The following is a 19,353-nucleotide window of genomic DNA, read 5'->3' as shown; positions in this document are numbered from 1 at the left end:
TGGTAGAGATGATGGTAGAATGGTTAGCCAAGAGGTACAGTCTATTCCGGTATCCGGTGTACAAGTGGATCATGTAAAAGATTATGAAGATGGTATTTACATTGAAGTGACTGAGCCTAAAAACATTTACCCATTAGATCGAGGAACAGTCTTATTTGCAGGCAAGAAAGATGAAACGGGAAATACGGTTATTATTCAGCATGAGGATGGTAGAAAATCGGTTTACGGTAATCTCAAAACCATTGATGTTTTTCATTATCAATTTGTTTCACCTGGTCAAACTATTGGTAAAATTGAGCCAGATGAATTAGTTGGTTATTCTAATATGTATTTTGCTGTAAAAGAAGGCAATCAATTCGTTGACCCTACTCAGTTCATATTAGGGGACATGGATGTTACGGAATAAAACTATTCAATTCCATCCTCTATTATTGCTTCTTTTAATTGGAAGTTACTTCTTGGGTTATTTCTTGAAATGATTGCATTCTTTATCATAATTATTATTCACGAACTAGGTCATTACTTAACTGCTAAGTATTATAAGTGGAACATTACGCGGCTAATGGTTTGGCCGTTTGGTGGCGTCATGGAAACAGATGACTTTTATAATCGACCTAGTAAAGAAGAGTTCTGGGTGGTCATCGCTGGACCTCTTCAGCACATTTGGATTTATATTGTTTTACTTGTCATGGACGGATATCATGTTGAACATGTGTTTTTAGATCAATTATGGATAGTGAATACTGTCATATTATTATTTAATTTGTTACCTGTTTTACCTTTAGATGGGGGGAAGAATATTATTTTTAGGAGTATCTAAATTAGTCCCTTTCCAAAAAGCAATTGTCTGGATGTCGTTGGCATCAATGGCGATTATAGCTATTATAAATCTTGGTTTGTACTTCATGGCTTGGACAAGCATTCATTTAACATTCTTATCAATATTTTTATTGCTTGATAACTGGTTGCTTTATAAAAATAAACATATTTTATTATTAAAGCATTTATTAGGTCGATACTTTATAACAGAATCAAAAGAACTAAACATCGAACTACTCAGAGTAAAATCGGAAATGGCTGTTGGTGAAATTGTAAAACATTTTAAACGAGATTGTTACCACTATATTTATGTCGGACAAGATGAAAAGCCAATTCCTGAAGAAGAGTGTCTTAAGTTATTATTTACACAAAACACACCTGATCGTTTATTAAATCATATTTATGCTAAGGACGCATAGCTGCCTTTTATATCAAGGTGGCTATTTTTAATGATTTAAGTAAATTTAATTCTTTACAAAAGTCACTTATTTTTAATAAAATGAAAATCGGTTAGCAGCTAAAGATCAACTATTAATGTCATGTTTAAGGTTGACAATCTTTTTTATTACGTGCTATTATTTACTTTGTTATGCATAAATGTAGCACCCGCTGCTACAACCGCTCAGAAGAGGTTTTTAAACTTACCTTTTTGTAAGTACCTCGATGGCGAGTCTTAGTCTATGAGGAGGTGCAGAAGATGTACGCAATTATTGAAACTGGTGGTAAACAAATCAAAGTTGAAGAAGGTCAATCAGTATTCATCGAAAAGCTTGATCTTGAAGCAGGTGAAGAAGTAACGTTTGACAAGGTCCTTTTGTTGGTGGCGACCAAGTAAAAGTTGGCTCTCCATTAGTTGATGGAGCAACTGTTACTGGTAAAGTCGAAAAACAAGGTAAAGGCCGTAAAATTACTGTATTTAAATACAAACCAAAGAAAAACTACAAGCGTAAACAAGGTCACCGTCAGCCTTATACTAAAGTGACGATCGATAAAATTAATGCGTAAGGGTCTTGTCTCATGATTGAATTAATTATATTTAAAGATTCAACTGATACCATTCAAGGATTTGAATTGAGTGGCCATGCTGATAGTGGACCACATGGACATGATCTAGTGTGTGCAGCTGTTTCGGCTGTATCATTTGGAGCAGCCAATTCAATTATAGAGATTTGTCAGATTGAACCTGAGATTGAGCAAGGGGCTGAAGGTGGTTACCTTAAGTTGCTCTTACCTGAAAGGATGTCTGATGAACAGCAGGACAAAGCCCAAACGTTATTAAAAGGGATGTATGTTACATTCCAAACGATTGAAAGAGATTATCACCAATATATTTCCATCTCTGAAAAATAAGGAGGTGCATTCCGATGCTACGTCTAGATTTACAATTTTTCTCTCAGAAAAAAGGTCAAGGTAGTTCCAAAAACGGACGTGACTCAGAGTCTAACGTCTTGGAGCTAAACGTGCTGATGGCCAGCAAGTAACTGGTGGATCAATTTTATATCGTCAACGCGGTACTAAAATTTATCCAGGTGAAAACGTAGGCCGTGGTGGCGACGACACATTATTTGCTAAAGTTGATGGCGTTGTACGCTTTGAGCGTTACGGTCGTGACCGTAAAAAAGTTAGCGTATACCCAGAAGTACAAGAAGCATAATAACTTGAATTTATAAAGCTGACTCATTTAAGGGTCAGCTTTTATTCATTTTAGAAACTTTCTCCAACTCTTGTAATTTGCTAAAGGTAAGTTATGGTATGATAGGATAAAAAGGGTTGGGGTGAGCATATTGCAAATTGAATTAGATGATGTTTTGCAATTATTAAGAGTCTATCGACATGACTTATTGAATCAACTTCAGTTAGTCGATGGATATGCTGGTATGGGTCAGCATGATGTTTCTCGTGAGAAGCTTCAAGTTCTAATAAATCAGCTTAAAAATGAACGGATTTTACAAACCATACAGGCTCCTCAGTTTGTTTTTTGGTTAATTAATTTAAAGTTAAATGAACGTGATTTCAATATTAACTGGGAAGTAGAAAATAACCATCAGTCAATCGAGGAATTCGATCATCTTTTAGTTCATGATGGCAAGCTGCTGACACATTATTTAAAACAACAATTTAATGATTTTACTCAAGTACATATGTTCATTCAAATAAATTTTGATAATAATGGTATATTAAGTATCAAATTAAGGATATTGATTTACCGGTAGAACCTACATTTAATGGTTATGGAACGTTAGATGTCTTAAAGCATGATGATACAACTTCATTTGTATTTACTTATAAGTAGGTGAGAGTTTATGTTTGTCGATCAGGTACAGGTATTTGTAAAAGCAGGTGACGGAGGTAACGGAATAGTTGCATTTCGTCGTGAAAAATATGAACCAATGGGTGGACCAGCTGGTGGTGACGGAGGTAGTGGCGGTGATGTCATTTTTGAAGTCGATGAGGGATTAAATACATTGATGGATTTCCGTTATCAGAAGCATTTTAAGGCCACTCGTGGTGAAAACGGGATGAGTAAAGGAATGCATGGTAAAAACTCAGATCCGTTAGTTGTCCCAGTTCCTCCAGGTACAACTATTAGAAATGCTGATACAGGAGATTTAATTGCTGATTTAACCCAGCATAAACAGCGTGCAGTCATTGCTAAAGGCGGCAGGGGTGGTAGAGGGAACATTCGATTTGCGAATGCCCGTAATCGTGCTCCGGAATTAGCTGAAAACGGTGAACCAGGCGAAGAGCTCTATGTTAAATTAGAATTAAAAGTCTTGGCAGATGTCGGATTAGTCGGTTTCCCAAGTGTTGGTAAATCAACCTTACTTTCAGTCGTAAGTGCTGCGAAACCTAAAATAGCTGATTATCACTTTACAACGCTTGCACCAAATTTAGGAATGGTTAGAACAGAAGATGACCGTAGTTTTGTTATGGCCGATCTCCCCGGTTTAATCGAAGGTGCGCACTCAGGTGTTGGGTTAGGACATCAATTTTTAAGACACATTGAGAGGACTCGTGTTATCGTTCACGTCATTGATATGTCTGGCTTAGAAGGCCGCGATCCTTATGAGGACTTTGTCACAATAAATGAAGAGTTAAAGCAATATGATGAAAGGTTGATGGAAAGACCTCAGTTAATTGTCGCTAATAAAATGGACATGCCAGATGCGGAGGCGCATTTAGAGTTATTTAAAGAGCAATTACAAGAGGATTATCCTATTTTTCCAATCTCTGCTGTGACGAAAGAAGGGGTTAGAGATTTACTTTTGCCATTGCAGATCAGTTAGAACAAATTCCTAAGGATCGTTTTGAAACACTGAATGAAGAAGAACAAACTGATGAACGTGTCATTTATAAATTCGAGAAAGACGATGATACGCTTCATATCACTAGAGATCCAGATGGTGCCTATGTTATTTCAGGAAAAACGATTGAGAAGATCTTTAAAATGACGGACTTTAATCGTGATGAGTCAGTTAGACGATTCGCTCGTCAAATGCGGCATTTGGGTGTGGACGAAGCATTGCGTAAAAAAGGCGCTAAAGATGGAGATACAATTCGCTTATTAGACTTTGAATTTGAGTTTATCGAATAAGGTGTATATAAAAAGACTCGAACAATGATGATAAATCTGTTCGAGTCTTATTTTATTTAGGCATTTGACTCAACAATTTTAAGCTTTTGCATAATGTGTTAATGGGAATTATAAACTGAAAGGAGTATGACCATGAGAATTCATGTCGTGCAAAAGGACGAAACGTTTAACACCATTGCACAGAAGTATGGTATTTCATCAGAAGAACTAATTGAGATGAATAGGCATTTGGATCACTCAAACGAACTAGTTCCTAAAATGAAGGTAAAAGTACCGTTAGATAAAAAAGAAGAAAAGCAAATGACTCAGCCTAGTATAGACGTGACCAACAAGCGTATGACGCCACCACATAATCCGAACAGACCGAAAGTACTTCCGCGAGTAAAAGAAGATGAATTTGTGTTGACCGATAAGTTAATCACATCAATGGAAGATGATCAGGACAACGAATTTATTCAGCAATTTTTACCCGACGACTTTCAAGGCTGGGTTCCTGTAGACCCACAACCAACTCAAATGTATCCATATCATTATCCAGTACAAACAACAATGCCATTTCAATATGATCAGCGTCAATTTATGGCAAATGCTTATAATCCATACGCAAATATGAATCCTTACCCGTATGGCTATACAGATCCGAATTATTTTTACCGACCGTATAACCCATGTGGGTGCGGTGGTTACTATTACTAAACTTTTGTATCAGCTAAATCACTTGTGCTAAAATATAAAACAGTATTTGGCGTAAAAGGGGATTAGCGAATGGAAAAACATATCGAGCAATTAGTTACGTGGCTGAGAATGAAAGTAGACGAAGCAAATGTAAATGGACTAATGGTTGGATTAAGTGGCGGCATTGATTCGACTGTTGTCGCATACCTAATTAAAAAAGCATTTCCCGATAATTCATTAGGTGTTTTGATGCCTTGTAAAAGTGATGGTAAAGACGAGGAAGATGCTAATCTTGTTGTAGAAGGTTCAGGTATTAACTCTCTAACTGTAGACTTAACGGAGGGTCACGACTTAATTTTTAACAATATTCAAGAACAAATTAATGCTAAAAGTGATTTGAATGCAGATCGTAAGAAATTGGCTGATGCAAACTTGAGAGCACGCTTACGCATGAGTACGTTATACACCATTGCAACCAATTATAATTATTTAGTGGTCGGTACAGACAACGCCGCAGAATGGTATACAGGCTACTTTACTAAGTATGGCGATGGTGGAGTAGATTTAGTACCATTACTTCATTACACTAAAACTGAGGTTCGTGAAATGGCCAAGGAATTAGGAGTTCCTAATCGCATTATTAACAAAGCCCCAAGTGCAGGGTTATGGGAAGGCCAAACAGATGAAGGTGAAATGGGCGTGTCTTATGATACGATTGATGCATTTTTACGTGGTGAAAAAATAAATGAAGATGAAGAAAATTTAATTTTGAAAATGCATGAACGTACAGCTCATAAAAGAGCTTTGCCACCATCACCACCAGATTTCCATCATTTCACATTAGATTAAACGAATGAGAAACACCTCTTATTTCAAACTAATGAATATGGAGGTGTTTTCATTGTTTAAAAAATGGGTCCTTTTAATGAGTTTAGTTCTGTTAGGTGCTTGTACCTTTGTCAACCCTAATAAAGACGAAAGTATCTCAGACGGTGAAGAAACAACGCAGATTCAGTTTGACCAGCAACAAGAGCCATCAACGGAAGAGAAAATACGTTATAATATGTATCCGAATGCTTATGAATATTATAAGCAGCGTCAGACTGAAGAATCATTAGGAAATACAGATAACAGTGAGAGAATAAGGGATAAAAAATTTCAAAAACAAAATGAACAAAACCGTCAAATATATTATGAATTAAGAAACTTACGTGAGATTAGGGAAGCTGGTGTCGCTGTAACAGAGGGGCAAATTTATGTCTCGATAGCCATAGCAAGTCGAGTTGAAGAAGAAGAAGCTATTGAAAAAGTAAAAGAAGTAGTAGAAAATATAACTGGTAGAACAGATATATCCATTAATGTGGATGAAGAGTTTCATAATCGTATTGAAGATCGTAAAAGGATTAACGAAAAGGAGGTTTACTCCTTTTCGTCTACATAATGAAATGGGGGAAATGAATATGAAATTTGCAATCGTAACAGGGGCATCAAGAGGTTTAGGAGAAGAAACAGCTAAAAATTTATTGGTTAAAGGGTACAATTTATTTACTATTTCAAGAAAACGAAAACGAATGAACTTAAAAATTTAGCTAATGAAAACAGACAATCTTATTATCACCACTCTTGTGATTTAAGTGATTTAGAGAAATTAAATGATGTCTTACATGAGATCGTTACAAAATTACATAAAGATGAATTAGAAGAACTACTAATTGTTAATAACGCAGGCATGGTAAATCCGATAGGTCCTGTAGGTGCAATTGAGAATCACGATATAGCAAAACATATCTCAGTTAATCTTACAGCTTTAATGATTATTGTTAACACGATGAAAAAACATATTAATACAGAACGCTTATTTGTTGTTAATGTGTCATCAGGTGCAGGGGAACGACCTATGTATGGTTGGAACGCGTATTGCTCAACAAAATCTGCTGTAAATATGTACACACAAACATCTGCACTAGAAGCAGAGGAGGCAGGCTCAAAAGATCTTCACATCGCCTTTAGTCCTGGTATAATGGATACAAGTATGCAGGAAGAAATTCGCAATTCAGATGAAGATCAGTTTAAATTAGTCGATCAATTTAAACAGTATAAAGAAGAAGGTAAGTTAAGAAGTCCTAAAGAAGTAGCTGATATCCTTACAGAATTAATTGGAAAACCATCTGAAATCGAAAATGGTAAAATATATAGTGTCTATGATCTTGTTAAGTAATTGTTTTTAGGGGAGTGAGAAACGATGGCAGGTCATTCAAAGTGGCATAATATTAAGCATAAAAAGAATGCGAAAGATGCTAAACGCGGGAAAATTTTATGAAATTAGCAAAAGAAATCTATGTGGCTGCAAAGCAAGGTGGCAGTGATTTAGAAACAAATTCAGCATTGCGTCTTGCTATTGATAAAGCTAAAGCCAATAATATGCCTAATGATAATATTGAACGGGCTATTAATAAAGCAACAGGAAACGTTGATGGGGAAAACTATGAAGAAATCGTTTATGAGGGATATGGTCCAGGCGGCGTAGCTGTGATGGTAGAAGCGCTAACGGATAATAAAACCGTACAGCTTCGGAAGTTCGTCACGCCTTTTCAAAGCATGATGGAAACCTTGGGGAAAATGGTTGCGTATCTTTTATGTTCCACCGAAAAGGATATATCGTGATCAAACGTGACGATATTGAATCTGACGAGGAAGAATTTATGCTAGAAGTTATTGAAGTTGGCTGTGAGGAAATTGAATCAACTGATGAAGTATATGAAATCTACACAACCGTAGATGATTTCGAAAATGTAAAAAATACGTTAAAAGAATCATATCCTCTTGAAATTGCTGAGCTTTCTATGTTTCCTGACACCTATACAGATTTAGATGAAGATAAACAGTCCAAAATGGAAAAAATGATGGATATGTTAGAGGATTTAGATGATGTTCAAGAAGTGCATCACAATATGCAATAGCTAACTTTTAATGAAACCTCTCCGCTCGGGGGAGGTTTTCACATTTATTCTCTTTATGTTTTAAATCATGTTAAAATGTGAATAGACGTTTGTTCATAGGAGGACGTTATGTATTCGTATATAAAAGGGGAATTAGTTGAGATCAAAGACGATTATTTAGTTATTGATGTCATGGGAATAGGTTACGAGTTATTAAGCGCCAATCCGTATCGTTTTCAATCTGAACTTAACCAACAAGTTAAAGTTTATACATATTTACATGTAAGAGAAGATGCTCAGTTATTATATGGGTTTAAAAAAGAGGAAGAAAAAGAATTATTTAAGAAATTATTAAATGTATCAGGTATAGGGCCTAAACATGCCATGAATATTGTAGGACAAACAAGTGTGAATGACTTTGCGCTCGCCATCGAACGTGAAGATGAGAAGTTTATCACACAATATCCTGGTGTTGGTAAGAAAACGGCTCGCCAAATTATTTTGGACCTAAAAGGTAAGGTTAGTGAATGGATGACAGTAACCGTTGAAACCGACACAATTGATGTACATGTCGTCGGTTCAGGTCAGAGCGAATATTATGATGAAGCTATTGAAGCGTTAAAGGCATTAGGTTACTCATCTAAAGAAGTTAATCGTGTATCAAATCAACTAAAAGCTTTTGATGCTAGTTCGACTGATGATGTTGTGAAAAAAGGCTTACAGCTATTAATGCGTTAAAGTAGGTGAAATAAATGGATGATCGAATGGTCTCTGGTGAACTTCAGCACCATGATCAAGCTGTTGAACAAAGTTTGCGTCCTACCATGCTGGCGCAATATATTGGACAATCCAAAACTAAAGAAAACTTAAGTATTTTATTGAAGCGGCGAAAATGCGTGAAGAACCTCTAGATCATGTGTTATTGTACGGACCCCCTGGATTAGGGAAAACAACCATGGCTTCCATTATCGCAAATGAAATGGGGGTTCAGTTTAGAACAACGTCTGGTCCTGCCATTGAGAGAGCGGGGGATTTAGCTGCTATACTTTCTTCTTTAGAAGCGGGTGATGTCTTATTCATTGATGAGATTCATCGTCTGCCGCGTTCAGTTGAGGAAATATTATATCCGGCGATGGAAGATTTTGTTTTAGATATTGTGATTGGACAAGGTTCTGAAGCAAGATCAGTTAGGTTAGAACTTCCGCCGTTTACATTAGTTGGAGCAACAACTCGCGCCGGTTTACTATCAGCACCTCTTCGTGATCGTTTTGGTGTATTAAGCCGATTAGAGTTTTATAATATGGAAGAATTGAGCATGATTATAAAGAGAACTGCTGATATATTTGAAATTGGAATTAATGAAGATGCAGCGAATGAAATTGCTTCTCGTTCACGAGGAACACCTCGTATAGCAAACAGGTTATTAAAACGAGTAAGGGATATTGCGCAGGTTAGAGAAGAGTCTTCCATTACATTTGAGACGACACAAAAGGCATTATCAATGCTTCAGGTGGATGTGGCCGGTTTAGATCACATAGATCACAAGTATTTATTAGGTATTATCGATAAATTCCAAGGTGGTCCTGTGGGGTTAGACACCATTTCTGCAACCATTGGTGAAGAGTCGCAAACGATTGAAGATGTGTATGAGCCATTTCTACTTCAACAAGGTTTTATACAGCGAACTCCAAGAGGGCGTGTGGCAACAATTAAGGCTTATGAACACTTTGACCGGGAGGTTCAGCCGTAAATGGATTTTGGTAAAGTTTTGGTGACAGTTGGGATCGTTTTGATCATTGTAGGTTTTTCTTGGAGTTTTATCGGAAAGCTACCAGGAGATATAACGTTTAAAAAAGGGAATACAACCGTATATTTTCCAATCGTGACTTCCATCGTCATCAGTATTATATTAAGTTTAATATTCTTTGTCATTGGTAGGTTTAGATAGAGGGAAGGGATACAACATGAATATTGAAGACTTTGATTTTGATTTGCCAGAGGAGTTAATTGCACAAACACCTTTAGAAGATCGTGCAAGTTCCAGACTAATGGTTTTAAATCGGCATCAAGAAACGATTGATCATAAACATTTTTATGATATCTTAGATTATTTGAAATCTGGCGATTGCCTCGTTCTTAATAACACTAAGGTTATGCCTGCTCGTTTATTTGGAGAAAAAGAAGAAACGGGCGGCAAAGTAGAACTGTTACTATTAACACAATTAGAAAATGATGAGTGGGAAGTACTCGTAAAGCCTGCAAAAAAAGTAAAGGTGGGAACAAAGCTTTCCTTTGGAGACGGTTTGTTAAAAGCCGAGTGTACTGGAATTAAAGAACACGGTGGTCGCATGATCCGTTTTGAATATGAGGGGATTTTCTTAGAGGTATTAGATCAACTAGGCGAAATGCCTCTACCTCCGTATATAAAAGAACAATTAGATGATCAAGATCGATATCAAACCGTTTATGCTGAAGAAGTAGGTTCTGCAGCTGCCCCAACAGCCGGGTTACATTTCACAGAAGAATTATTAGAACAAATTAAAGCTAAAGGGGTAAAAATAGCTTATATCACTTTACACGTTGGACTAGGTACGTTTAGGCCTGTTCAAGTGGATAATATTAAAGAACACGATATGCATGCAGAGTTTTATCATATGACGCAGGAAACAGCCCAGTTGCTAAATCAGATTAAACAAAATGATGGGAAAATTGTTGCAGTCGGAACCACATCTGTCCGAACTTTGGAAACGATTGCTCGAGATGAACAGGGAGAGTTCAAAGAAAAAAGTGGTTGGACAGATATATTTATTTATCCATCATTTCAATTTAAAGCAATTGATGCTATGATTACAAATTTCCATTTACCTAAATCAACATTAATTATGTTAGTTAGTGCTTTTTCGAATAGAGAGTTTATTTTGAGAGCATACGAAGAAGCTGTAAGTGAACGATATCGATTCTTTAGCTTTGGGGATGCAATGCTAATTTTATAATGAAGGTGAATTAAATAATATGACAGCAATTAAGTATGAGTTAATCAAAACTTGTAAACAAACAGGAGCTCGTTTGGGGCGTGTGACGACCCCACACGGCTCATTTGAAACACCTGTTTTTATGCCAGTTGGTACTCTAGCAACAGTAAAAACAATGGCTCCGGAGGAATTGAAGGATCTTGGAGCGAATATAATACTATCGAATACTTATCATTTGTGGCTTAGGCCTGGTGAAGATATTGTTGAAGAAGCAGGTGGGCTTCACCAATTTATGAACTGGGATGGGTCTATCCTTACTGATTCTGGAGGTTTTCAGGTCTTTAGCTTGAGTGATATGAGAAAGATAGAAGAGGAAGGCGTTCACTTTAGAAATCATTTAAGTGGCGAAAAGCTCTTCTTATCACCAGAGGGCGCCATGCAGATTCAGAATTCATTAGGTTCTGATATTATGATGGCATTTGATGAATGCCCACCTTATCCTGCCACCTACGACTATATGAAATCTTCGGTTGAACGGACAAGCCGCTGGGCTGAACGCTGCCTTGAAGCTCACCAAAAGCCTGAACAACAAGGATTATTTGGAATTGTACAAGGCGGGGAATACGAAGAGCTTAGAAAACAAAGTGCTCAAGACTTGCTATCATTAGATTTTCCTGGGTATGCAATTGGCGGATTATCAGTTGGTGAACCTAAAGATGTTATGAATCGCGTCTTAGAATTTACAACACCTCTGCTACCAAATGAGAAACCACGTTACTTAATGGGAGTAGGGTCTCCTGATTCACTAGTAGACGGAGCCATTCGCGGTGTGGACATGTTTGATTGTGTCCTCCCAACTCGTATTGCGAGAAATGGTACTTGTATGACATCAAATGGCCGTCTAGTAGTCAGAAATGCAAAGTATGCTAGAGATTTTACACCATTAGATGAAAATTGTGATTGTTACACATGCCGAAACTACACGAAAGCTTATATCAGGCATTTGATTAAAACGAATGAAACGCTTGGAATAAGGCTTACGACTTATCATAACCTGTACTTTTTGGTAAAATTAATGAGTGATGTGAGGGAAGCCATAAGAGAAGATCGTTTAGGCGATTTTCGCGATCATTTTTGATCAATATGGTTTTAATAAACCTAATGCAAAGAACTTCTAGAAAGGAGGAATTGTAATGGAAGGCATCGTGGGAAGCATATTACCTATAGTGTTATTTATTTGTTATTTTGGTTAATTTTGATTCGTCCGCAACAGAAGCGCCAAAAGCAAGTTAGAGAGATGCAAACAAACCTACAAAAGGGAGATCGTATCATAACAATTGGTGGTCTTCATGGTACTGTACATGCTTTAGATGAAGGCACATTAGTTCTAGAAGTACATGATGGAACGAAACTTACATACGATCGTTCAGCTGTGCGTGAAGTCGTTCAGTCTAGCTAATCAAAAGAGCCGACTCTGATTGAGCGGCTCTTTTTTCATTTCTTTAATTTGTCGCTTTCTTTAAGTTAACTCCAAACATACCACCAACGACTGCAGCTAGTACGAAAATTAAGAAGTACAACATTTGATTTGAATAGATCCAAGAATTTTGTGCTAGGAATTGATACAGCATAATACCAATAATATAGATGACTCCTACGATTGCTCCTGTTAACCAGCCTTTTTCTTCTGTTTTTCTTCCTCCTATAAAACCACCTACCATAAGTATTAGTACGCTGACGATAAAACTTAACCACTGAAATCCAGATTTTGAAAAGTCCATAAAGTTAACAATTAATGCGATGATCAGACTTCCAAGTAACATTAAACCGATAACTGCTACGACACCTATGAAACTAGCTTTCATTCGCTCACCCATTTTATTCCCTCCTTATGAAAATACGCCCAATTGGCAACTTGTCTAATATAAAATATGCATGTTTGACCAAGAAAAGACGTATTTATTTGTAAGGGACAAACCGTAAAGGAGAATTAGATCATGGAAGCGATGATTGTTGTATCAATTTTTGTAATTAGTTATATCTTTCTTTTATTGGACAAGATCAATAGAGCTCTCATAGCGGCAACTGGAGCAGCATTAATGGTTCTTTTTGGCGTTTTTTTCCTGGGATGAAGCGTTATCCTCATATGTGGATTGGAGTACGATTGCCTTATTATTTTCAATGATGGTCATGATTTCCATAACTCAAAGGACTGGTATATTTGAATTTATTGCACTATGGATGATCAAACGTGTAAGCGGAAAACCTGTTGCGTTGTTTTTCTGGATTGGGATTTTAACAGCTGTTGGTTCTGCACTACTTGATAATGTAACGACTGTTTTATTGTTAGTACCTGTATTACTTCATATGATTAAACAATTGAACTTAAGAGCATTTCCATACTTAGTTAATGTGATCATTAGCTCCAATGTTGGTGGGACTGCAACGATGATCGGGGATCCACCAATATTATGATAGGTCAAGCTGTACCATATTTTGATTTTCTTGATTTTTTAATCCATCTAGGACCTATTGTTGTCATTATTCACACGTTTACCATGTTCCTTCTGTACGTGATGTTTAGAAATTCTCTATCAAAAAGTAAGTCTGTTGAATTAGAACTTATTCATAAACTTAATCCATCAGAATCACTTAAAGTGACACCGCTTTTATATCAATCGCTTACTATTTTACTATTAACGATCATTGCATTTACCCTGCACGGTTTTTGCATATAGAATTAACTACTATAGCGATCTTGTCTGCACTGTTAATGTTATTAATCTCTGAAAATGACGAGTCAAGTGACATTGTTTTTCAAAAAGTTGAGTGGACTACCTTATTTTTCTTCGTAGGTTTATTTGTCCTAGTAGGGGGACTAGAGAAGGCTGGAATTATAGATCAGATTGCTTATACATTCATAGACTGGACGGAAGGAGAATCATTAACGTCATCACTCGTTATTTTATGGTCTGCAGGGATTCTTTCGGGTTTTGTTGATAACATTCCGTATGTTGCGTCGATGATTCCAGTCATAGAAGAGTTTCAATCTTTTGGTGTAAAACCCATTGATCCTTTATGGTGGGCACTAGCACTCGGGGCATGCTTGGGCGGTAATGGTTCATTATTAGGTGCTTCAGCTAATGTCGTTGTAGCCGGAATTGCAAGTACTCATGGTGAGAAAATACACTTTATTAAGTTTATGTTTTATGGACTCATGATTGTCTTATTATCCTTAGTTCTTTCAACAGTTTATATATTATTACGTTACTTCTTATAAACCTGTCCTGCATACTCTTTGTCACCTGGGTTAAAATAAAGGTTACTACACTTAAAGGGTGGCAAAAGGTAATGGTTGATATTTGGGCACTGACTTTAAGAACACTAGGAATATATATCGCCATTTTCATCGTTTTCAGATTAATGGGTAAGAGAGAAATTGGTGAATTGAGTATTATGGACTTAGTTGTTTTTGTTTTATTAGCTGAGATTGCCATTTTCTCTGTAGAAAACACTGATCAATCATTTTTACTCCTACTAACACCTATGGCTGTCCTGTTAATCGTTCAGTTGATTAGTGCATACGTTTCTTTAAAAAGTACTAGGATTCGAGAGTTTTTAGATGGGCGTCCATCCATTATTATTAATAATGGAAATATTGACGAACGTGAAATGAAAAAGCAGCGTTATAATATGGATGATTTGTTAGTGCAACTACGTGAAAATGGGGTCATTGATATTGGAGAGGTTGAGCTTGCCATTCTTGAGACGAGTGGCAAGCTTTCTGTGTTTGAAAAAAAAGATAACCCACCGTCTTCAATCGAACCAATCGTGATTGACGGTGAGCTTCAAAAAAAATGGTCTTCAGGCGTTTGATTTAACAGAAGAAGATTTTTATCAAATGTTAAGGAATAAAGGAATTCATGATATTAAACATATTTCACTTGCTCAAATAGGGTCTAATAATAAGTTGTTTCTTGATTTTAAAGATTAACGTCTACTTCGTTTCTTGAGCTGGTCCCACTCTTCTTTTGACACAATTTGTAATACAATCAAACCAATGAAATAGATCCCAACTAATATACAAATGGCAGCTAATAAAGGAATCACATTCGTTTCGGTTGTCCAAAGTTCTTGCAGTTTATTCCCAATTACATAGATGATGATCAATAATCCAGCCATTTTGGCTATTAATGAAAATGGCATTAAGAACTTAATGGTTTTGTAAAGCGTTATAAAAATGTAAAAGTGTCACGACTAATATTCCAACTATAATTGATATGACAACACCTTCAATTCCGAATGAAGGCTTAGTTGCAAGTAACCACAAGGTCGATAATTTAACAACTGAGCCGATTAAACTGTTTACCATGGCTTGTTTTGCATAGTTTAGTGCCTGTAATGCGGCCTGCAAAGGTGCTTGGAAATATAAGAGTAAGAAGAATGGTGCCATGAATGTGAGGAACTGGGTCCCATTAACATTTCCGTATATTAATTTAAGATTGGATGGGCAAATAACATAAAGATGATTGTAACAACCCCACCAGAGGCGTAAGATAACCTTAGAGCTTGTCTAATTCTGTAGTGCACGGAGTTCTGATGATTTAGTGCATTAAACTCACTTACAGAAGGTATTAAGGCCACTGACAACGAATGAGTAATAAACGTTGGAAGAAGAAGCAGTGGTAAAACGTAACCTGTTAACTGACCATATGCTGCTGTACTTTGAGCAATGGTATATCCTGCAATGACTAAACTTTGTGATACAAATATAGGTTCTAAGAAATAAGTTACAGAGCCAATTAATCTAGTTCCCGCTGTCGGTAACGCAATCGTCATAATATCGTTAAAAGTTTGTCTGAGTTGATCCAAATGTTTTTGAAGAATATAGATACAGGCCGTTGTTTGTCAGTCTTAAAACAGTAATACATAAAGCCTAATGAAGCGAGTTCTCCTAATACAACAGCGAACATCGCACCACCTGCTGCATAACTGACTCCATAAGGTAGCATCAGCTGGATGAACGTAAAGACAAGTCCAATTCGGATGACTTGTTCGATCACTTGAGCAATCGCTTGTGGTTTCATGTTTTGCTTTCCTTGAAAATAACCTCTGAGTACTGAGGAAACAGCTATTATTGGAATTATTGGACTAATCATTAGCATTGGAATATAGGTGCGTTCATCTAATAGTAAGTGGTTTGAGACGATTGGAGCCAAAAGAATAAATAAAATAGTTAGCACAATACTTAGACTTATTGTAATGGCAAAGGATATAAACAAGATTCTTCTAACGCGCCTCTGGTCATTTTGAATGGTGGCTTCTGCGACTAATTTAGATACAGCGATTGGAATGCCGATTTGAGACAGAGTGATCATGAGAAAAAGTGCTGGGAGGGCTAGCATGTACACTCCAACACCTTCATCACCTAAAAGTCTTGCTAACACAATACGATTAATAAAGCCTAATAATCGGCTGATCATACCTGCAACAATTAAAATTAGAGCACCTTTAATAAATGTTTGTTTTGACATTTCTGAATGCCTACCTTCTCAAAAAGATGAAAATTCGGTACAATAATGTATATGCTAAAAGGTGTACAAGTCATGACATCGACTTTTAGTAAATAAAGGGGGGCTTTTTACTTGGAACCAATGGTGCAGCATGTGGACGTATGGAAACCATACATTAAAGATGTGTTAGAAAGTAAAGTCAGTGAATTAGAATTATTAGGTTATAGTGGTGTAAATGAATATGAAGTGTGGGAATGCTTAAAGAAAAAAGTATGGAAAAAGGAACGAACTTTGCCATTGTTCCAAGTGGTTCAAGATATATTACATTTAAGCGGAAGTATGTACATGAGTTATTTAACCGTTGAAAGCCAGCAAGCCAATGATTTAATGGCACAAATTGACGCATTAAATAATCCGCAAAAATAAATAAATTACCAGAAAGAGTAGGGGGACATACATATGGGTAGAAAAGGCCGAATTATAGCCTTTTTTCTAATCGTCATCATATTAGGTGGCATAATTGGCTCAACAACCAATTCAATTGCGAAAGATATACCTTTAGGGTTAGACCTTCAAGGTGGATTTGAACTTTTATATGAAGTTGAACCACAGCAAGAGGGTCAAGAAGTTACCGATCAGATGCTTGATGGAGTCGTAGAAGCACTTTATCAACGTGTTGATATTCTAGGTGTCAATGAGCCTCGAATTAATATTGAGGGTGACAACCGGATCCGTGTTCAATTAGCTGGTGTTGATAACCCTAATGAAGCAAGAGAGATCTTAGCGACGACAGCTAAATTGTCATTTAGAGATACTGAAGATAAATTTTACTTTGATGGGTCACAAATTGTTTCGGGAAGTGCCAAACAAGACTTTGACCCAGAGACAAACCTGCCAGTTGTTACACTTCAACTAAAAAGTGAATTTGAAGGCAGTGAATATGAAAATTTATATGACGTCTCCTCGACCATTCTTGAAAAATACGGTCCAGATGGGCGAATGGTCATATGGATGGATTATGAAAAAGACAACACATTTGAAGAAGAAATAAATAAGCCTGATCAAGGTAAAATTCTAACCGCGCCTGGGTTTAAAAATGGAGAGCCAATAGCTGGTACTGATTTAATGATTGATGGATTTGAGACGGTTGAAGAAGCCAAAAAAATTGCTGACTTATTAAATGCCGGATCTCTTCCAGCAGACCTTAAAGAAATCTACTCTGTATCAGTAGGTGCACAGTTTGGTGAACAAGCCTTAAATAAAACGGTATTTGCAAGCATCATAGGTGTTATCTTAATTTTCCTATATATGATTGCTTATTACCGATTCCCTGGTGTTATCGCATCGATTACGTTGACAACTTATATTTTCTTAATTTTACTCGTCTTTAATTTAATCAATGGTGTATTAACATTACCTGGAATTGCTGCGTTAGTATTAGGGGTAGGTATGGCAGTTGATGCTAACATCATAACTTATGAACGGATTAAAGAGGAATTAAAGGCTGGTAAATCGATACAGGCTGCATTTAGTGCAGGTAATAAACGCTCTTTAGCAACGATCTTAGATGCTAATATTACAACATTACTAGCAGCAGTTGTGTTATTTGTCTTTGGAACAAGCTCGGTTAAAGGGTTTGCGACAATGTTAATCATCAGTATTATATTAAGTTTTATCACGGCTGTATTCTTATCAAGACTTTTACTTGGACTATGGGTTAAGAGCAGGTACTTAAACAAACGTCCGAAATGGTTTGGTGTTAAACCTGATCATATACATGACATTGCGAAGAATGAAGAAGTCAAACCACATTTCTTTGGTAAAACATTTAATTTTGTACAACACCGAAAAAAATTCTTTATCATCTCTATTGCGTTAATCGTCATTGGAGCAGGGTTCTTGTTATTTAGAGGCCTTAACTTAGGTGTAGATTTCGTAAGTGGATCGCGTGTAGAAGTATTAGCAGACCAACCACTTACTACAGAACAAGTTGAAGAACACTTTAATCAATTGGGCTATGAACCTGAACAAGTTGTATTAGCTGGTGATAACCAAGAGATTGGAATCGCAAGGTTAGATGTCTTAAGTAAGGAAGAAATAGCCGAGATTAACACATATTTTGTTGATCAGTTCGGAAACGAACCAAATGTCAGTACAGTAACGCCAAAAGTAGGTAAGGAACTTGCGATGAATGCCGTTAAAGCTGTTATTTATGCTTCTATAGGTATTATCATTTATGTAGCCTTTAGGTTTGAGCTGTTCTTTGCCATTACTGCAATCATTGCACTATTACACGACGCCTTTTTCATACTAGCTTTATTTAGTATCTTCCAGTTTGAATTTAGCGTTGTCATAATAGCTGCTATTTTAACGATTGTTGGTTATTCGATCAACGATACGATTGTCACGTTTGATCGGATTAGGGAAAACCTTCGTTTAGAGAAACGAGTCAAAACGTTTAAACAGCTAGGTGATGTTGTCAATAAGAGTTTAATGCAAACTCTGGCAAGAAGCTTCAATACTGTTTTAACGGTCGTTTTGCGGCATTAATGCTGTTTATCTTTGGGGCTCAGGCCATTACGTATTTCTCTTTCGCGTTAATCGTTGGTTTAATTGCCGGTACTTATTCTTCTCTATTCCTAGCAGCACAACTTTGGTTAGTATGGAGAGGTAAAAATATTGACAAAAAACCAGTTGACTACAGAAAGAAGAAAAAGCCAGAAGGTCCACAAGTTTAATAAAAGATCATTAAGCTGTCTATAAGTTGTAATAACACTTATAGACAGCTTTTATAATAAAAACTATTAACGTTTGTTTTTGGTTAATTAATCCAACTTAAG

General features: G+C 36.5%; 21 protein-coding genes, 10 pseudogenes and 1 other annotated feature. Of the genes and pseudogenes, 26 read left to right on the top strand and 5 right to left on the bottom strand.

What is annotated here, in order from left to right:
- Window positions 1–19: 19 nt before the first annotated feature.
- The 19 genes and pseudogenes from JCM13188_RS08450 to yajC all read left to right on the top strand — a co-directional run bounded on the left by JCM13188_RS08450 (window position 20) and on the right by yajC (window position 12,459).
- On the top strand, window positions 20–406 hold the full coding sequence (locus JCM13188_RS08450) for a M23 family metallopeptidase (RefSeq protein WP_054753431.1): 387 nt from the start codon (window positions 20–22) through the stop codon (window positions 404–406).
- 69 nt (window positions 407–475) lie between these two features.
- Window positions 476–820 carry a site-2 protease family protein gene (locus tag JCM13188_RS08445; RefSeq protein WP_054753428.1) on the top strand — a complete coding sequence of 115 codons (345 nt, stop codon included), beginning with the start codon at window positions 476–478 and terminating at the stop codon, window positions 818–820.
- Between the two features lie 31 nt (window positions 821–851).
- The gene (locus tag JCM13188_RS08440) at window positions 852–1,238 is read left to right on the top strand and encodes a hypothetical protein (protein ID WP_279401599.1); all 387 of its coding nucleotides are present in this window, start codon (window positions 852–854) and stop codon (window positions 1,236–1,238) included.
- A 187-nt stretch (window positions 1,239–1,425) separates the two neighbouring features.
- Window positions 1,426–1,503: a sequence feature (ribosomal protein L21 leader region), on the top strand.
- Between the two features lie 13 nt (window positions 1,504–1,516).
- Window positions 1,517–1,824, top strand: a pseudogene (gene rplU, locus JCM13188_RS08435) (50S ribosomal protein L21).
- Window positions 1,825–1,836: 12 nt separating this feature from the next.
- A complete protein-coding gene (locus JCM13188_RS08430; protein ID WP_054753424.1) occupies window positions 1,837–2,169 on the top strand; it encodes a ribosomal-processing cysteine protease Prp in 333 nt (110 codons plus the stop codon).
- Between the two features lie 14 nt (window positions 2,170–2,183).
- A pseudogene (gene rpmA, locus JCM13188_RS08425) lies at window positions 2,184–2,473 on the top strand (50S ribosomal protein L27).
- A 130-nt stretch (window positions 2,474–2,603) separates the two neighbouring features.
- The gene (locus JCM13188_RS08420; protein ID WP_054753422.1) at window positions 2,604–3,032 is read left to right on the top strand and encodes a Spo0B domain-containing protein; all 429 of its coding nucleotides are present in this window, start codon (window positions 2,604–2,606) and stop codon (window positions 3,030–3,032) included.
- 90 nt (window positions 3,033–3,122) lie between these two features.
- Window positions 3,123–4,414, top strand: a pseudogene (gene obgE / locus JCM13188_RS08415) (GTPase ObgE).
- A gap of 132 nt (window positions 4,415–4,546) precedes the next feature.
- On the top strand, window positions 4,547–5,110 hold the full coding sequence (locus JCM13188_RS08410) for a LysM peptidoglycan-binding domain-containing protein (RefSeq protein ID WP_054753420.1): 564 nt from the start codon (window positions 4,547–4,549) through the stop codon (window positions 5,108–5,110).
- Between the two features lie 69 nt (window positions 5,111–5,179).
- Complete coding sequence (gene nadE / locus JCM13188_RS08405) at window positions 5,180–5,938, top strand: NAD(+) synthase (protein ID WP_054753418.1); 759 nt, start codon at window positions 5,180–5,182, stop codon at window positions 5,936–5,938.
- Window positions 5,939–5,990: 52 nt separating this feature from the next.
- Complete coding sequence (locus JCM13188_RS08400; protein ID WP_054753416.1) at window positions 5,991–6,530, top strand: YhcN/YlaJ family sporulation lipoprotein; 540 nt, start codon at window positions 5,991–5,993, stop codon at window positions 6,528–6,530.
- A pseudogene (locus tag JCM13188_RS08395) lies at window positions 6,448–7,307 on the top strand ((S)-benzoin forming benzil reductase). Before JCM13188_RS08400 ends, JCM13188_RS08395 begins: the two are co-directional and overlap by 83 nt.
- A gap of 98 nt (window positions 7,308–7,405) precedes the next feature.
- A pseudogene (locus tag JCM13188_RS08390) lies at window positions 7,406–8,049 on the top strand (YebC/PmpR family DNA-binding transcriptional regulator).
- A 108-nt stretch (window positions 8,050–8,157) separates the two neighbouring features.
- Window positions 8,158–8,766 (top strand): Holliday junction branch migration protein RuvA, encoded by a 609-nt coding sequence (ruvA, locus tag JCM13188_RS08385; RefSeq protein WP_054753413.1) that lies wholly within the window; start codon window positions 8,158–8,160, stop codon window positions 8,764–8,766.
- Between the two features lie 14 nt (window positions 8,767–8,780).
- Window positions 8,781–9,778 (top strand): annotated as a pseudogene (ruvB, locus tag JCM13188_RS08380) (Holliday junction branch migration DNA helicase RuvB).
- Window positions 9,779–9,976 carry a DUF2905 domain-containing protein gene (locus JCM13188_RS08375; RefSeq protein ID WP_054753411.1) on the top strand — a complete coding sequence of 66 codons (198 nt, stop codon included), beginning with the start codon at window positions 9,779–9,781 and terminating at the stop codon, window positions 9,974–9,976.
- 16 nt (window positions 9,977–9,992) lie between these two features.
- A complete protein-coding gene (gene queA / locus JCM13188_RS08370; protein ID WP_054753409.1) occupies window positions 9,993–11,021 on the top strand; it encodes a tRNA preQ1(34) S-adenosylmethionine ribosyltransferase-isomerase QueA in 1,029 nt (342 codons plus the stop codon).
- 19 nt (window positions 11,022–11,040) lie between these two features.
- Window positions 11,041–12,178: pseudogene (gene tgt / locus JCM13188_RS08365) on the top strand (tRNA guanosine(34) transglycosylase Tgt).
- Window positions 12,179–12,193: 15 nt separating this feature from the next.
- Window positions 12,194–12,459: pseudogene (yajC, locus tag JCM13188_RS08360) on the top strand (preprotein translocase subunit YajC).
- Window positions 12,460–12,502: 43 nt separating this feature from the next.
- Here yajC and JCM13188_RS08355 read toward each other — a convergent pair.
- Window positions 12,503–12,877: a TIGR04086 family membrane protein gene (locus JCM13188_RS08355; protein ID WP_054753407.1), complete on the bottom strand. Its 375-nt coding sequence runs from the start codon at window positions 12,875–12,877 to the stop codon at window positions 12,503–12,505.
- Window positions 12,878–12,997: 120 nt separating this feature from the next.
- On the opposite strand from JCM13188_RS08355, the gene JCM13188_RS20740 reads away from it, so the two are divergent.
- From JCM13188_RS20740 to JCM13188_RS08345, 5 genes and pseudogenes are all read left to right on the top strand, one after another.
- A complete protein-coding gene (locus JCM13188_RS20740; protein WP_369404908.1) occupies window positions 12,998–13,132 on the top strand; it encodes a hypothetical protein in 135 nt (44 codons plus the stop codon).
- Window positions 13,110–13,475 carry an SLC13 family permease gene (locus tag JCM13188_RS20735; RefSeq protein ID WP_369404907.1) on the top strand — a complete coding sequence of 122 codons (366 nt, stop codon included), beginning with the start codon at window positions 13,110–13,112 and terminating at the stop codon, window positions 13,473–13,475. The genes JCM13188_RS20740 and JCM13188_RS20735 overlap by 23 nt, the downstream gene beginning before the upstream one ends.
- Complete coding sequence (locus JCM13188_RS20730) at window positions 13,472–13,738, top strand: transporter permease (RefSeq protein WP_369404906.1); 267 nt, start codon at window positions 13,472–13,474, stop codon at window positions 13,736–13,738. The genes JCM13188_RS20735 and JCM13188_RS20730 overlap by 4 nt, the downstream gene beginning before the upstream one ends.
- A gap of 35 nt (window positions 13,739–13,773) precedes the next feature.
- Window positions 13,774–14,280, top strand: a complete 507-nt coding sequence (locus JCM13188_RS20725; protein WP_369404905.1) for a sodium:proton antiporter — start codon at window positions 13,774–13,776, stop codon at window positions 14,278–14,280.
- 71 nt (window positions 14,281–14,351) lie between these two features.
- Window positions 14,352–14,994: pseudogene (locus JCM13188_RS08345) on the top strand (DUF421 domain-containing protein).
- Here JCM13188_RS08345 and JCM13188_RS18630 read toward each other — a convergent pair.
- Genes JCM13188_RS18630 through JCM13188_RS18615 form a run of 4 tightly spaced genes read right to left on the bottom strand, consistent with a single transcriptional unit; the run spans window position 14,991 to window position 16,534 of the window.
- Window positions 14,991–15,206, bottom strand: coding sequence for a hypothetical protein (locus JCM13188_RS18630; protein WP_279401596.1), 216 nt, complete (start codon window positions 15,204–15,206; stop codon window positions 14,991–14,993). The pseudogene JCM13188_RS08345 and the gene JCM13188_RS18630 overlap by 4 nt on opposite strands.
- Window positions 15,207–15,213: 7 nt before the next feature.
- Window positions 15,214–15,453: a polysaccharide biosynthesis C-terminal domain-containing protein gene (locus JCM13188_RS18625; protein WP_279401595.1), complete on the bottom strand. Its 240-nt coding sequence runs from the start codon at window positions 15,451–15,453 to the stop codon at window positions 15,214–15,216.
- A 38-nt stretch (window positions 15,454–15,491) separates the two neighbouring features.
- The gene (locus JCM13188_RS18620; RefSeq protein ID WP_279401594.1) at window positions 15,492–15,839 is read right to left on the bottom strand and encodes an MATE family efflux transporter; all 348 of its coding nucleotides are present in this window, start codon (window positions 15,837–15,839) and stop codon (window positions 15,492–15,494) included.
- Window positions 15,836–16,534 carry an oligosaccharide flippase family protein gene (locus tag JCM13188_RS18615; RefSeq protein ID WP_279401593.1) on the bottom strand — a complete coding sequence of 233 codons (699 nt, stop codon included), beginning with the start codon at window positions 16,532–16,534 and terminating at the stop codon, window positions 15,836–15,838. Before JCM13188_RS18615 ends, JCM13188_RS18620 begins: the two co-directional genes overlap by 4 nt.
- 120 nt (window positions 16,535–16,654) lie before the next feature.
- Here JCM13188_RS18615 and JCM13188_RS08335 point away from each other — a divergent pair, with 120 nt between their 5' ends.
- Together JCM13188_RS08335 and secDF are read left to right on the top strand one after the other, a co-directional pair.
- Window positions 16,655–16,939 (top strand): post-transcriptional regulator, encoded by a 285-nt coding sequence (locus tag JCM13188_RS08335; RefSeq protein WP_054753507.1) that lies wholly within the window; start codon window positions 16,655–16,657, stop codon window positions 16,937–16,939.
- Window positions 16,940–16,972: 33 nt separating this feature from the next.
- Window positions 16,973–19,251, top strand: a pseudogene (gene secDF / locus JCM13188_RS08330) (protein translocase subunit SecDF).
- Window positions 19,252–19,353: the final 102 nt, after the last annotated feature.

Source organism: Piscibacillus salipiscarius JCM 13188, assembly GCF_001311865.1.
Classification (GTDB): Bacteria; Bacillota; Bacilli; order Bacillales; family Alkalibacillaceae; genus Piscibacillus; species Piscibacillus salipiscarius.
Note: the sequence above shows the minus strand (reverse complement) of the source record. Positions and strands in the feature narration are given on the sequence as shown.